We start from the raw sequence: 14,677 nt of genomic DNA, 5'->3' as shown, positions 1-14,677 counted from the left end.
TAACCTCAACTCCTTTCTAATTATTTACTACTATTGAATTGATTTTTATATTCTAGATATTTTGTTTTTGCATTTCGCGTATTTTCTTCTTTATCATCAAACCCTACTAATATTTGTTGAATATGTGTTACCATCTTTCCCTGATCATTTTTTTTCTCGTAATCCACGGATATCTTTAATTCATCTATTTCCATAGGTTTTTCTTTTAAATCTTTGGCCCGGTTAAAATAAATAACAATTGAAGCTGTACCAAATTTATCATATTGTAAATGTAATTTATCATTAATAATTTGTTGAAACTGCGATTCTGTTAAACTGTACGAAATTCTATTCGGTTCATCGAATCCTTTTCTGGCATCTTCTGGCTTTAATTTTCCAATTCCTTGTAAACGATCTATAATGAATTTAACTGGTAAAATATCAAGATTTTGATTTGAGCTTTGTACTTGTCCATTTTTATAAATGAAATTCGTGCTATATACTTCTTCTTTTTTATAATCATCATCTTTATGCGCTTTATTAGCATTCTCTATTAAATTTGTTGTAGTTTGCCTTGTAGTACCGTATATATTTCTTTCTTCCCAAAAATATATTCCATCTGTTGATTGATATAGCCTCTTAGTATGAGTACCATCCTCTTTTTCCTCCATAACAGATTGTATACTCTGTTCTTCTACATGAGCATACCCATCATCACTCGCAGACATAACCGTCTTCATATCCCCTTCATCCAACGCCTTTACCAATCTTTCATACTCTATTTTTGTTCCTGTCTGAAGTTTTGTCTTAGATGAATCACTACACCCACTAAATAAACCCGCAACTATCGTCATAATAATCATCCCCTGAACTTTCTTTTTCAATTTCATACCGTCACCTCGTTCATTACTCTTGGCATTTTGAGTTTTATAATGCTTCCTTTTTGGTAGTAATAGACTTCGTCTTTTCCTAAAGGTGCTTCGTTACTTACGTATTTAATATTGAAGACACTTTGGTCATTTAATGGCATGGCGATGATGCCTGCTGTTAGTTTACTTCGCATTTTCATTGGTAAGGCATCACGGTTGCGATCGATATAGTCATGATGTCCTGCTAGGACAAAGTAAATACCAACTGTTCGAGATAGGTCCATTAAAGTTGTTGCGTCATCTGTTTCTAGGTAAACGAGTCTACTAAATTCTTCAACGTTCGTCATGATGATAAGTTGTTTTGTAAACACTGGTATTTCTCTACCTTCTTGTCTTGCTTGTGATAGTGCAAGAGATCGTTCGCGAATCACTTCCATCCAATATTTCACATGAACGTTTACTTCATTTTCTTCTACGATGTAATGCATCACATTGTCTTTATATTGAACGAAGCTATACTCAGCTGTATCTACTAGTGTTACACTCTCAAAATAGTCTTTATTCATTTGAGAAAGTATACTTGATACGACTTGTTTTCTCATATTATCATCTGCGCTGTAAATCATTAAATGATCGTTAACTGCAATATCGTGCGCAACAACTTCTATATTTGTGAAGTCAAGCCCAAGTGGAACTTGTCCCGCTTGTAATGCTTTGGCAACGTCCTTGTTTTTACGATATGTGAGAAGATCAATAACTTCTGGCATCATTGGAATTGCCTTCGGACGTTCTCCCCCCCATTCTTGATCCATTTCACTTGCTTCTTGCTGCAGTAATTGAATTTGCTCTAATTCGTCTTCTGCTTTTGTTGGTAATGCCGACTGGAATAATGTCGGTGAATCTAGTTTTATAATTGCTCGTCCTGCTATTTCTTCTACTTTCAAATCAGATCGGCCTACAATGCCTGAGATTTCACTTTGGTCAATCATATATAGACATGTTTGCAGTTTAATGTTGTTGTATAGTTGAATACGCAGTGCACTTTGTCGTCCTGCACTAATTAAGGTATGGATTCCTAGACTAGCTCCTTCTCGGACGATTTGCATAATTAGCATTTCAAATTCCTCATAAAATTTAGCTTCTTTCACTGCATCGTAATTATCGATTGCAACGATGATATTCGGTATTTGTTTACCGCTAGCTTTCTCATACATTTCTATGCTTGCGACGTCATATTCACTTAACATGCGTTTACGTTGTTTCATCTCTTGCGTTAATCTTTCAACTAATTTTAAGCACTTTTCTGCTTCGTCAATCGTAATTGTATCCGCAACATGCGGCAATCCTTTTAATGGTAAGAGGCCATTCGTACCAAGGTCGACTAAATACACATGCAAATGCTCCGGACTATTTTGACGCGCTACATCCATAATTAATGTTTGTAAGAACGTCGATTTACCGTACCCTGGGCTTGAGAAGACGGCAACATGTCCATCTTTACTTATGTCTAATGTTAGTGGAGTTTGTGATTGTAATTCTGGTTGATCTAGTAAACCAACTGTTGCTTGCAATGGTTTCTTCGCTTCATTCCATGCTTCTTTAAAGTGAACTGGGTGTAAGTCTTGCAGGAATATTTTTTCTGGAAGCGGCGGTAACCATGGTCTTGCAAGTGCTTCGATTTTTCTATCTTCTGCGTAATCATGAATATAATCAATCACGGCTTCAAGTTCAGTTGGTACGGTTGAAACTTCTTTATTTTCTCCAAGTCCGCTTAAGTCCTCACTTAATATTTCATATTGACCTAAGTCGTTAATTGTATAAATAGTTGTATCAAGGTGATCTTGATCGTCTTTATTTTCCACGTAGTCAGCACCGCTCCACGCAGATTGGAATAATTCATAGATTTCATTATTTCCGACCTGTAAGTATGCTCGTCCTGGTAATGTAATTTCTGCTGCGTCAGGTGTTTTTAATATTTCATTACTGTCTGACGTGTTTTGCACTTTAAGTGCTAGTTTAAATTTCGAGTTACTCCAAATTTGATCATCGACAACCCCACTTGGTTTTTGTGTAGCCAGTATTAAATGAATACCGAGAGAACGTCCGATACGCGCTGTTGAAACTAATTCTTTCATAAAGTCTGGCTGTTCTGACTTTAACTCTGCGAACTCATCACTAATTAAAAATAGATGCGGCATTGGCTCTTTTACAATGCCTTCTTTGTATAATTTTTGATATTGGTTAATATGATTCACATTATTTTCGCCAAATAAGCGTTGGCGTTTTTGTAATTCCGCTTTAATTGAAGCAAGTGCACGCATACTTTGCGCACCATCTAAGTTCGTAATCGTCCCTAATAAATGCGGTAAATTTCTAAATAAGTTCGCCATACCTCCGCCCTTATAATCAATTAATAGAAAAGCAACTTCATACGGATGAAAATTAACCGCAAGAGATAAAATGTAAGATTGAATAATCTCAGATTTACCAGATCCTGTTGTACCAGCTATTAATCCGTGCGGTCCATGCGCCTTTTCATGCAGGTTTAAATTTACGATATCTTCTTTCCCTCGCAGGCCAAGTGGTACGGCTAATGATTTATGCGCTGCGTTTTTTGCCCATCTTTGTGTAATATTGAGTTCTTCTACTTTCTCAACATTATACATTTCTAGAAATGTCACACTTTCTGGAATACTATTTTTCAAGTTTTGTAAATGATTAAGTGGCGCTAGAGCTCGCGATACATCTTCTAAATGAAATCCTTTTGGAAAATGATCTGGTACAAAGTAACGATTTACTAGCTCTCCTTGTTCCAAAATAATGTTTCCTTTTTTAGCATCTCTTATATCAATAACTGTTTTTACTTGTTCCGGTAAGCTTTGCATAACATCTTGTACAAAGACAAGTGATACTCCTAAATCAATTGGGTCTTCATTAAAGAATTCCATAACGACATGATCTAACATTAATTTTTCATCAGTAATTAAGACAACATAATGTGGTGAAAAATAGATTTTTTCATTAGAATTGCTTTTTTCATCTACTTTTAATTTTCGTTCTTTTAATATTTGATACAAACTATTTAAAACTTGATCTCTACTTCGGTCATGGTAGACAAAACCTCTGACATTAATATCTCTGACACTTGCATGAGGCAACCAACGCATCCATTCCCACTTATGTTTCTCTTCTTCAGGAAATACAGTAATAAACTGTACATCATAGTAACTATGGAATAACGCTGTTTGCATAACTAATAATTGCAGTTGTTCTAATACTAACGAGCGCTGTCCAATATATCCGACTGGCCCATTCATTAAATCGGTTACAACTGGTACATCTTTTTGTGACAAATATTTTTGTCGCAATTCACGTCCCATTACAATTAGTTCATCTTTATGTTGACTGAACTCTTCTTCATTAAATTCAATCTCAAAACTCGTATCTACATCACCTTTTCCGACGCGGTAATGTAAGAAATCATGATGCATCATTGTTTTTTCATATATACGAGAATTCACTTCTTTTGCCATTTTGCGAATTTCTACAGCATCCGGATAATGATAGTGCAGTGCATGACGTTGTTTTTCACTTTCTGCATATAAATCTTTCGTCTTGCGCGCTAAATATTCGCGGTAACTTTTATCTCGTTCAGCAATGTCAATTTTATATTGTTTTACATTTTTTATGTAATACGTAATAGAAACAATGACAGTCACTAAAGTCATCGCTAAGGATGCATAAATAAAGAGTCCATATGTACGAAATATAGCTAAGATTACCGTTACAACAATCATTACAAGCGCCGGAGCAATTACTCTCCCTAGATGCTCCGTTGGTTTTGTCGGTTTACTAGATGGTTTAGCAATGACCATTTTTTCAACTGGCTCGCGATAAATAATGCGTGGTGAACGATGATAATCAGGATATTCATCGTGGTAAGGGCTGTCTGCTTCTAACAAACGAGGCAATGTCGATTCTACCCGATTTTTCGAAGCAAACATTTGAACATCTTCACTTCCGATATGAATCGTTACACCATCAAAATAAAGATGATCTCCATGTTCTACTATTGCTGTTTCTTCTACTTTTGAATAGTTATGAAAGACGCTTCCTTCATATACATGTATTTTGAACGGATCATCTAATGATTCACGAATGAGCAATACATCAACAGTAGCACCATGAACAGTTATATCATCATAGTCATTTTTACTAATGGCTATGGAACGCCGAGTGGATGTATCATATATAACGCTTTCTTCTACAGTTGTAATCCAAATTCGCATCGTCTTATCATTCTTTAGTGGGATGATATTGACTTCATTCAACAAAAGTGTCTGTCCTTTTATTTTCCAAACCGACAATTCACCGTCCCAATTCATTTCAATCGATTCATCTAAATCAAAATCTGTAATATGATTAGACCAGTCTTTCCCAATCGTTACTGTAGGACGCTCAGATGGATGTAGGCGGCATTTATGTAATTTATTCCCGTAACTTAGTGCAAGTAATTGCTCCATACTTCCCACTTCTCCTTTTGTTTTACTCTCTCTACCCCTTAATAAAAATTACAATTTTATTATTTAGCCTTTTCTTCATTTGTTGTTTCTTTTTCAGTTGATGGTTTTTTATACTTCTTCTCATACTCATTTAATTGTTGTTCAAATGTTTTTAATTTCTCATCACGTTCTTTACCAGATAAATCTGGATTATGTTTTACAGCTTCAATTTGCTTAATAAGCCCATACATAATCAATTGCGGATCATCAATACTTTTTGCTAAATCTAACGATTTATCGAAGTCTCCTTTTCCGTTATACATCCAGTACAATAAATATTTCTCATCACTTTTTAAAGTAACATTTTTCATAATAGCCTCTTTTTGACTATCTGATAACTTTTCAACTTTAATATACGAGTATGCTAATTCATATTTAGAAGCAAATGGTAATGTTTCAAAGTCTTCCTTGCTCAAATTGCTAATTACCTTATCATAGTCTGTTGCTAAAAAGTTCTTATTTGCCTCTAATAATGTATTTTGATAAGGTATTTTCATAAACATATAATAAACAACTGGTATGAATAAGATGACCGTTGCTGCTGCAAATGAGAATGTTAAGTATTTAAATAACGTAAAGTGCTTTTTCGAAACAAACTGCATTGTTTGTTCTGCTTTAATTTGCTCTTTTTCAAAACTATTTTCGATTAACTCCATTAACTCATCAAAGTTATGTATATTTACAACGTTTTGTTCAAACGATGTGTCTTTCGCACTGTCTAATAAACCCTTATATAAATCATCATAACTATGCTTATTAGAAAAAAGAGCAACGATGAAACATTTAAACTGACGTAAAAATTGCGCTTCTGTAAGCGGTTTCGGCGGAAGGATATCTCGGATGCCTCTATGGATAATGAAAGGCATTAAATTTGCATCGAAAACAATATTCTCAGGATGTAGGAAGAACGTAATTCTTCTATGTAAATACTTATAAAAAGAAGACACATTTCGAATTAAACGAAGCTTGTCATTCCTCCCCAATTTTTGTAAATCTCCCCATTTTAAAAATTTCTTGTCAACTTTATATATAAAAGTAAAAGCATCATCTTGTTCTTCTATCGTTACCGGTAGAAAACCAGATGATGTGTCCATTAATAATTCTAATTGACGGTTGTCTTTTACTTGTGTTTGCGATTTAGCGAGTTCTAATTTCCAAATATTCTCTTCTATTTCAAATCGATATTCCATTGAATCAATCTGAATTGCTTTTTCCGTCATAATTTTCTACTTCTCCTTTTCCTTATCAGCCCTATATGTACTTTTTAAATCCTATATGTTTTATTATGTGATTTATAAAACCTTTAGTATATCTCCATCTGTTACTTTGTGATCTACTAATCTATCATCATCCGTTAATAGCATGGACTTATTTACCACTTTAATAACATAGTTCGATGTGTCATATGCTTCAATTCTCAATGTTTCAACTAAATTTTTAAGCAAGTATTTCACTGTTTGATGAATCGGAATTCGTAAATCATATGTACTTTCATTCCATTTACGAAAATCAACAGTGACGTTAATATGAGTTTGTACAGCCATTTATACTACTCCTTACATCCATATTTTCCGAATAATAATCCCTGTTACAACGCAAATAAATATAATACTAGCCATGATTAATCCAATTAAGACGGGGCTAATAGCGCTATCAGTATTAGTTTGACTTTGGTCCATTTCATTCCCATTCGATGTTACATAGTATTCTTTTGAAAACAACTGTTTCTCCGTTTCCTTCACATTATCAATTTTCTTTGGATTTAAAAATAAAGAGTTGGCTAACTCTTTCATTTCTTTCTGTTCATTCATTTGTTTGTCTTTCATTTGTTTTTCAACTTCTGAATTGAACAATTCAATCCCTGATTTATCAAGCTCTGTTTCCTGCTGCCCTTTTTCGTTTCTTTCTTGATTAGTCTGTTGTACTCGATCTACTTTAAATTCAAGTTTACCATTATCATTTAGGTAACTGTCTGCTGCGCTCCTTATCGGTAGCGCAGCAGACAAGAAAAGAAAAAGGACCAATGAGAATTTAACTTGCTTTATGCACTTCATCATCGCCTTTTTTTTCCTCCCAACCTTTATGCCGTACAAATAAATTAATAATAAACCCAACAATTGCCATCCCAAGAATTACCGCAAAGGTAACATGTCCGTTATTTTCACTATTTATAAAATGATTTAAGTAGTCTTCTACATATTGAAGTGGTGAAAATTCACGTAACTTACTAAAATATGAATCATCTTTCACTTTAATTCCTACAGCTTCTGTTAAAAATAAATATAAGCTTAAGAATGTTAATAAGATAAACATACCTATCATTTTTATTTGACGTAATAAATACGTTGAAATGAATACGAATGCCATCATTGTAATCGTAATAAAGGCTATACAAGTTAATTTTTGGCTACCACTGAATTCTAATAACTTGGCAGCAATGGTTCCAATAATAACCCCTTCAATAATAGCGATTCCAAATGTGATAGCTGTAATCGGCAAATTCATATCTAAAATTGATACCTTTTCTGTAAAGTTATCTTTTGGACTGCGTTTTCTTTCTTGATTAGCGATTGTGTATGATGTAAATAAAGAAACAATAAAGCATACTAACACAATTAAATACGGTGTAAATATATTCCCTGCTGTAATTACACCATCATTTTGTTTTAAAACCGGATTTGCTAAAAATTGATATAGCTTTTCGTTTTGACGATCTCCAATCCGGCTGTTTGCTAATACTTTATTAAAGTTTTTCGAAAAATCTTTATCATCGGTTACTTTTTTAGTTAAATTTTCCAATAATGTATTAGCTTTAGAAACGATGGTTACACCACTATCTTGAATTTCTTTTGCTCGGTTATTGATTTGATCAAATGTTTTATACACATCATCTGATACTTGCAATGTTCCTTTTGAAGTTTCAGCCAACGATTGACTTTTTGTTAATAGCGATTTAAACCCAGAATCTAATGTCATTACAGCTGTTCGTTCACCTTCACGACCACTAACTAAAGTTTTTTGGTCATCTACTAGTTTCAAACTATTTTCACGCCATTTTGCCAATGCATTCAAATACTCTCTTAAGTTTGTATTCATAACATTTGTTTGATCTGATATTTGCTTTAATTTTTCCGCAAAAGGAACAGAGGATTGCTCAGCATTATTCACGATACTTTGAAACGCTTTCATCTTGTTCTTTAAATTCCCTATATCAGATGATACCTCTTCTTGAATTTCAGCTGAAACAAAGCTTGTAATCACATCGATTACATTTTGCTTATTTAACATGTAATAAAGCGATTGCGGCGAAGCAAGAGCAGTTAATGAACTTGATTCCAACTGTTCTACTAAATTCTCTGATTTTAAATCCAAACCATAATATACTTGATATAGGTTCGATAACTTCTCATAATTTTCCACCACTTCGATTGCTTCTTTCATAAGCTCACTTGATGATACTGTTGATAAAGTCTCCGATTTTTGATGAACAATATGGTCATTCGTACGTTCAATTTGTTTCACAGAACCGTTTTCATCTTCTGGTTTTTGTTCGCCTTCGCCATTCGGTTCTTTTGTACCTTCTGGCTTTTGTTCGCCTTCGTCATTCGGTTTTGTTGTATCTCCTGGCTTTTGTTCATCTTCGCCATTCGGTTTTGTTGTATCCCCTGGTTTTTGTTCGCCTTCGTCATTCGGTTTTGTTGTATCCCCTGGCTTTTGTTCGCCTTCGCCATTCGGTTCTTTTGTACCTTCTGGCTTTTGTTCGCCTTCGTCATTCGGTTCTTTTGTACCTTCTGGCTTTTGTTCGCCCTTGTTATTTCCAGCTGTTCTTTTGTTATCTACCACTTGGTACAGTGAATGTATAGGCACCTTTGCTCGATTTGTTAATTGTACAACTTGCACATTTGAATGATCATCATTGTTTTCACCTTGTTCCGAAGGCTTTGTCACTTCAGGATCAAGATTATTCGTCACCTTCTCAGATGTATGAGTCAAATCCCATTTCCACGTTACCGGTTTAAAAACATCGATATTTGCATCGTTATTCAGCAATTTAGCATGAACACGAATGGATAAATTCTCTTCCGCTTGCGCCGGCAACATAACATTTCCATTACTTAAATATTCCGCGGTGTAATCTATACCATTGATGATTAAAGCACCGGAATCTTCATATAGCCCAAATCCTTCTGGAAGTTGTAGAGTGAATGTTTGCGCTGCATCCATCTGTGGCTTTCTTTCTGTATCTTGAAAGACAACCCCATCCGTCATAAGTGTTGTTTTAATGGTTTCAATTGTATTGGTTAGCGGCGCTCCATTTTCTTCCTTATTATTAAAATCATTTTCATAACTATATTTTTTAGAAACCTCTACTACATTTTTCAAAGTTCTCTTCGTTTCATCAGGCAAAGTAAGCTTATCAATTTCTTCTATATTCATACTTGGAAGTTGATTAATGAGACTCTCAATTTGCTTTTTCATTCGGTTATTCGGTTCTTGCAATAATGTTGTTATATTTACTTCTTTTTTATCATTTCCAGACAGCTTTTCTTTTAATCTCGTATTGATGGACTCTTGCATATTTGTTTGTAACTTATTTGTTAGCTCCGCATCATAGTCTTTCATTTTATTATTTACATCTTTTAAATATTCTTGAATGATTGCCGCATCAAGTAAAACATTTGTCTGATTCTCCACTTTATTAAAATGATTGGCTATTGCTTTATTAGCGGATTCCAATAAGCTCAATTGTTTTAATGTATCAACTTCATTCAGTTCACTAGTAAATTGATTGAATTGATTGGAAAAGTTATTTTCTAATACGCTATTATTCTTTTTGAGATTTTGTAGATTATTAAATTCTTCTAAATAGGTATGATTCCATTTCGCATCTTCATCAATTGTTTGTCCAAACCGTTGTAATACACCTTGAAATCCTTTAAAACTATCAACAGATGCACCTGTATAATCTTGCACAGTTTTAAATTGGTTTGTATAGTTTGCCAGTGGACTATGTATATTTGACTTGTACATTTTCATATGCGATTGCTCTTTATCCACAATTGTTTCAATATTATCTTGAGCTGCCTGTAATTTCCCAATGATACTCGCGAAATAAACATCTATAATGCGACGATTAAAATCTTCTAAAATCGATGCAGCTGTTTTCTCAGCTTCTGCTTTCAATTCTTTATTTCCTATTGCATTTACTTTATAACTTAATGTCAATTTCTCTGGCGACTCAGAATTAATAGATACAGCCTTTCTAGAAAAATCATTTGGTATTACAATCATCAGATTATAGTTATTATTCTTCAAGCCGCTCTCTGCCACACCACGACTCACGACATACCATTGATGATTCTGATCCTTATTAATGTTGTTTATATATTGATCCCCAAATGCTATTTTATTTCCCTCAAAGACAGTTCCTTCGTCTTCATTCACTAAAGCAACCGCCATTTTCGGAGTGTATTTGCTATCTTCATTTTTTAACTTTTTATTTAAAGCTAAATAGGAAGTACTTGTTGCAAATACGAGTGCTAAAACAAGAAACAACAAAGTACTCCACTTCATTTTTTTCAATCCATATCACTCCTGCAAATAAAAATCATGATCCTAGTTGTAAAAAATTAGCCATGCAACAGCAGTTGCATGGCTAATTGAAAAACTCACATATGTAGAGTAATCAGTGTCTCTTACTTTAGACCAAAATTACGTGATAGCTCTTCATCATGAGCTGCAACTGCTTCTGCAGTTTTTGAAAGTTGAATATTAATCTCTTGTAATAATTGTGCGAAGTTTTCTACTTTCGGTCTTAATTGATTAAATTGTTGATCAAATCCTTCGAAAGCACGTCCTTCCCATTCCCCTCTCAATTCATCTTGCAATCTTTGTAATCGACTCAGAATTTCATCGATTTGTTGTGAACTTTGTCCATATAAGCTAGCTTTTGACTTCAGCTCTTCTGGACTCATACGAATTTGTCCTGCCATACATATTTCCCCCTTAACAATAAAATGAAAGAATGTATATATAATTCATTCTTCTTAGTTAATTATAGAATAATAGTAAAAATTTGAAAAGTAGTTTTTTTACAACACTTAAAATTCATATATATCAAGATTGTTTCCCATTTCCTCATTTTCTCTTACGTATAATTGTAATACCCATCATTTTTTAACAAAAATATTATATCTTATAAGTGAAAACTATTTGCAAGAATTCAATCCATAGCCATCCTTTTATATTCCTTCACTCTTTCACTTCACGTAATTCCTCCCATTCTTCACGAATAATCCCCATTCGAATAGAATCATAATATATTCCATTATAATAACGGCATTTTCGCATGCGTCCTTCTAACTTCATTCCGATTTTCTCAGCCACTTTCATCATTCGCTCATTTCCAGACCAAGTTGTTAAGCCCACTCTACCAATTTCCATATTTTCAAATAATAAATCTCTATATAATTGTAAAGCCTCTGTACCATAGCCACCGTTCCAATATGCAGGATTATAAATGACAATCCCCATCTCTAACCAGCGTGTCGGTTTATACTCCCAATAAAAACCAACTATTCCGATAATTTCACCTTTAACCTCAATAATAAGTTGAGACAAGGGGTCCTCTTTTAACTTAGATTGTAACTTCTCCCTGTATTCCGAGTACTCTTGCATAGAAAATGGAAAATATGGGGCATCCCACTTTTTCCATTCCGGTTTTTCTTCTTTGTATATTTGTTCATATAACGAATGAATATCTGCCTCGTCTATCTCTCTCACAATCACTTTTTTACCTTCTAAATATATACGCTCCATACTCCCTCCTACATCAACCTAAATATTTGAATTTATTATATTATCAATATACATTGTAACATTACCAAAAAATTCTAACAACAATTCATATTTCGTTGTATAATATTGTAAAAAGTTGATGGAGGAGGTTTCATGTTACATAAAATATTTTCATTCATAAGCAAACTTTTATCGATTATCTTATCACTCTTACTATTATTAAATTTACCTTACTTGTTTATCACACAAGAGAGATTTACCTTTCAGCCATTTCAATTTTTCAAGCATTTCTTTACTATGTTAAAAGAAGTTTTCTCACCAACGTCTTTAATCGTTCTATCATCAGATACGCCATTCGGTTATTCAAAAAAAATACCATTATTTCCAACCGTATTAGAACCTTACACATATTCTTTTACTGTTTTGTTCGCAGCTTTTATTCTTGCGCTCTTTCTTTCAGCTGGCATGGCATTTTTCTATTTTTTAGCAACGGATTCTATTAAAAGGTGGATAAACAGATTTATTTTTGTATTAGAGGCTATCCCTGATATGATGATAATGATTTGTTTACAAATGTTTTTCATCTGGTTTCTTAAGCAGTTCGGGGAATCTCCAGTCACCATTATATCTTTTCAAGAAAATCGAGCCTATTTACTTCCTATTTTATCCTTAGCAGTGTTACCTACTATACAAATGTTTAGAATGATGATTTTATACATATACGAAGAACATAGGAAGCAATATGTAGAGGTAGCTTATGGAAAAGGTCTATCATCAAGTTATATACTATGTATTCATTTATTCAAAAATATATCCATCCACCTCTTCCACCATTTAAAAACAATTTTTGTTTTCTTACTTTCTAATTTGTTCATCTTAGAATTTATTTTTAACATGCAAGGGATTGTTCAGTTTTTATTTAAAAAGGCATTTATTTCACCCTCTGCTATATTTATCATACTTATGATGATTATTTTACCGTTTTATATTATCTTTCAAATACTCTCTTTTATGATGAATAGATTGCAAAAACAAATGAAAGGAGAACTGTTATGAGGGGGATTTGGAAATCAAAACGCTTTTTAATCGGATTCACTTATCTTTTTCTCTTCATTACAGCTAGCTTTATTTATAGCTTCTTCTTTAAAGATAGTATACCGGAAGCCCCCTTGCTACTTTATAATGACAAGAACGAATTAATTGGAAAAGCTCCTTTTCCCCCATCTGTAATGCCACCTTTTGGCTCTGACCGTTTTGGAGAACCTATTTTCTTACAAATTTTAGATGGGGCAAAATTTACAATTTTATTTGCTATAACAATTAGTTTGTTACGTATTTTATTTGGAACATGTATAGGAATCTTCTTAAGTTTATATGCTGCAAAATTCAAGAGATTTTCCCAAGTATGTTCTGAAGTATTTTACTATATTCCAACTTTATTTATCGCGTTCATACTCATAGCACCCGTTAATATTCTCATCACATCAAATGCGGATCAACTAAACCCTAATATTTCATTTGTATTTTATCAAGCAATTGTACTCATTTTTATCGCTTTACCTACAATTTCTTTATATATTTCTTCGGAAGTTGATGAGTTTATGCAACAAGACTATATATTAAGCTCACAACTCATGGGAGCAACTCGTTTCCATATTATAAAGAAACACTTACGAGTCTTATTACTCGATCGCATATTCGTTCTATTTATGGAGCATATTGTTCAAACACTCATACTCATGATTCATCTAGCACTACTTAACATTATAATCGGTGGGATACAGATGAAAGAACTAACCGAAGGTGAGTTCAAACCTGTTTCACTCTCGAATGATTGGGCAGGCTTAATTGGATTAAATCATTATGAAATGAACCTTTCATTATGGATTATTTTTTATACACTCGTTACATTCTTTATTACGATCCTTTTTATTAAACTTATGATAACAGGAATACAAGACGCACGAAAAGCAAGAGATTCTCAAACAATTGTAACACTTTCTGTTCCAGATCAAAAAACATATGCGAAAGATAAAGATGCCTTTTCATTTGCTTCTTTAGAAAAAAGAAAACAATCTTCGCCGCATTTATAAAAAAGGAGCACACGAAAATTACTTCGAAGATGAACGAAGTAAGACATTAAATGAAATAAAAATTCGATATCAAAAATAAAGAAGGAGCTTAAGTAATCTGTACCCTTTGTAAAGGACATTTTAAAAAAAGTTAGGCAGCCGCGAGAAGATGATTTCTGTATTCAACAGGAGTCATCTTCTTTAAATTCCATTGATATCTGTGCTGGTTATAGTATTTGATATAGTTTTTAATTTCTTGTTTTAGCTGGGCAAAAGATGTACAAGTTTTTATATGCGCTTCATCTTTAAAATGCCCGAAAAAAGATTCTTGGGGGGCATTATCCCAACAGTTTCCTCGTCTTGACATGGATTGTCCCAGTTTTAATTTTTTAACTAG

The 14,677-nt window shown here is 33.4% G+C and carries 10 protein-coding genes and 2 pseudogenes; 2 read left to right on the top strand and 10 right to left on the bottom strand.

Features of this window, described 5'->3' with window-relative positions; translation table 11 throughout:
* Positions 1 to 20: 20 nt before the first annotated feature.
* The 9 genes and pseudogenes from MR059_RS05140 to MR059_RS05105 form a co-directional block, all read right to left on the bottom strand.
* Entirely contained in the window at positions 21 to 869 is an 849-nt protein-coding gene (locus tag MR059_RS05140; protein WP_242161608.1) for a DUF3952 domain-containing protein, read from the bottom strand.
* Positions 866 to 5,068 (bottom strand): annotated as a pseudogene (gene essC, locus MR059_RS05135) (type VII secretion protein EssC); the annotation flags it as partial. The gene MR059_RS05140 and the pseudogene essC, both read right to left, overlap by 4 nt.
* Positions 5,069 to 5,095: 27 nt before the next feature.
* Positions 5,096 to 5,371, bottom strand: a pseudogene (locus tag MR059_RS22445) (FtsK/SpoIIIE N-terminal domain-containing protein); the annotation flags it as partial.
* 59 nt (positions 5,372 to 5,430) lie between these two features.
* Positions 5,431 to 6,630 (bottom strand): type VII secretion protein EssB, encoded by a 1,200-nt coding sequence (essB, locus tag MR059_RS05130; protein WP_242161607.1) that lies wholly within the window; start codon positions 6,628 to 6,630, stop codon positions 5,431 to 5,433.
* 72 nt (positions 6,631 to 6,702) lie between these two features.
* Positions 6,703 to 6,954: an EsaB/YukD family protein gene (locus MR059_RS05125; protein WP_012094061.1), complete on the bottom strand. Its 252-nt coding sequence runs from the start codon at positions 6,952 to 6,954 to the stop codon at positions 6,703 to 6,705.
* Positions 6,955 to 6,966: 12 nt separating this feature from the next.
* Positions 6,967 to 7,467, bottom strand: a complete 501-nt coding sequence (gene essA / locus MR059_RS05120; protein WP_012094060.1) for a type VII secretion protein EssA — start codon at positions 7,465 to 7,467, stop codon at positions 6,967 to 6,969.
* On the bottom strand, positions 7,442 to 10,993 hold the full coding sequence (gene esaA, locus MR059_RS22440; RefSeq protein ID WP_472926993.1) for a type VII secretion protein EsaA: 3,552 nt from the start codon (positions 10,991 to 10,993) through the stop codon (positions 7,442 to 7,444). The genes essA and esaA overlap by 26 nt, the downstream gene beginning before the upstream one ends.
* A 113-nt stretch (positions 10,994 to 11,106) precedes the next feature.
* Complete coding sequence (locus MR059_RS05110; protein ID WP_012094058.1) at positions 11,107 to 11,403, bottom strand: WXG100 family type VII secretion target; 297 nt, start codon at positions 11,401 to 11,403, stop codon at positions 11,107 to 11,109.
* 259 nt (positions 11,404 to 11,662) lie between these two features.
* Positions 11,663 to 12,229, bottom strand: coding sequence for a GNAT family N-acetyltransferase (locus MR059_RS05105; RefSeq protein WP_012094057.1), 567 nt, complete (start codon positions 12,227 to 12,229; stop codon positions 11,663 to 11,665).
* A 132-nt stretch (positions 12,230 to 12,361) separates the two neighbouring features.
* Between MR059_RS05105 and MR059_RS05100 the strand changes: the two genes are divergently transcribed.
* Both MR059_RS05100 and MR059_RS05095 read left to right on the top strand, forming a co-directional pair.
* Entirely contained in the window at positions 12,362 to 13,264 is a 903-nt protein-coding gene (locus tag MR059_RS05100) for an ABC transporter permease subunit (protein WP_012094055.1), read from the top strand.
* A complete protein-coding gene (locus MR059_RS05095) occupies positions 13,261 to 14,301 on the top strand; it encodes an ABC transporter permease (protein ID WP_242161606.1) in 1,041 nt (346 codons plus the stop codon). Before MR059_RS05100 ends, MR059_RS05095 begins: the two co-directional genes overlap by 4 nt.
* A 130-nt stretch (positions 14,302 to 14,431) precedes the next feature.
* Here MR059_RS05095 and MR059_RS05090 read toward each other — a convergent pair.
* Positions 14,432 to 14,677, bottom strand: a 246-nt coding sequence (locus tag MR059_RS05090) for an IS3 family transposase (RefSeq protein ID WP_180566388.1), incomplete at its 5' end; no start/stop codon positions are given.

The sequence above is a fragment of the Bacillus cereus group sp. BfR-BA-01522 genome (assembly GCF_022662635.1).
Taxonomy (GTDB): Bacteria; Bacillota; Bacilli; order Bacillales; family Bacillaceae_G; genus Bacillus_A; species Bacillus_A cytotoxicus.
This window is presented reverse-complemented; position numbering and strand designations above follow the sequence as displayed.

What these genes read in the sequence shown, in the direction of transcription:
- MR059_RS05125 (WP_012094061.1), bottom strand. Translation starts at nt 6,954, where the DNA reads ATGGCTGTACAAACTCATATTAACGTCACTGTTGATTTTCGTAAATGG.
- MR059_RS05105 (WP_012094057.1), bottom strand. Translation starts at nt 12,229, where the DNA reads ATGGAGCGTATATATTTAGAAGGTAAAAAAGTGATTGTGAGAGAGATA.
- essA (WP_012094060.1), bottom strand. Translation starts at nt 7,467, where the DNA reads ATGATGAAGTGCATAAAGCAAGTTAAATTCTCATTGGTCCTTTTTCTT.
- MR059_RS05140 (WP_242161608.1), bottom strand. Translation starts at nt 869, where the DNA reads ATGAAATTGAAAAAGAAAGTTCAGGGGATGATTATTATGACGATAGTT.
- essB (WP_242161607.1), bottom strand. Translation starts at nt 6,630, where the DNA reads ATGACGGAAAAAGCAATTCAGATTGATTCAATGGAATATCGATTTGAA.
- MR059_RS05095 (WP_242161606.1), top strand. Translation starts at nt 13,261, where the DNA reads ATGAGGGGGATTTGGAAATCAAAACGCTTTTTAATCGGATTCACTTAT.
- MR059_RS05110 (WP_012094058.1), bottom strand. Translation starts at nt 11,403, where the DNA reads ATGGCAGGACAAATTCGTATGAGTCCAGAAGAGCTGAAGTCAAAAGCT.
- MR059_RS05100 (WP_012094055.1), top strand. Translation starts at nt 12,362, where the DNA reads ATGTTACATAAAATATTTTCATTCATAAGCAAACTTTTATCGATTATC.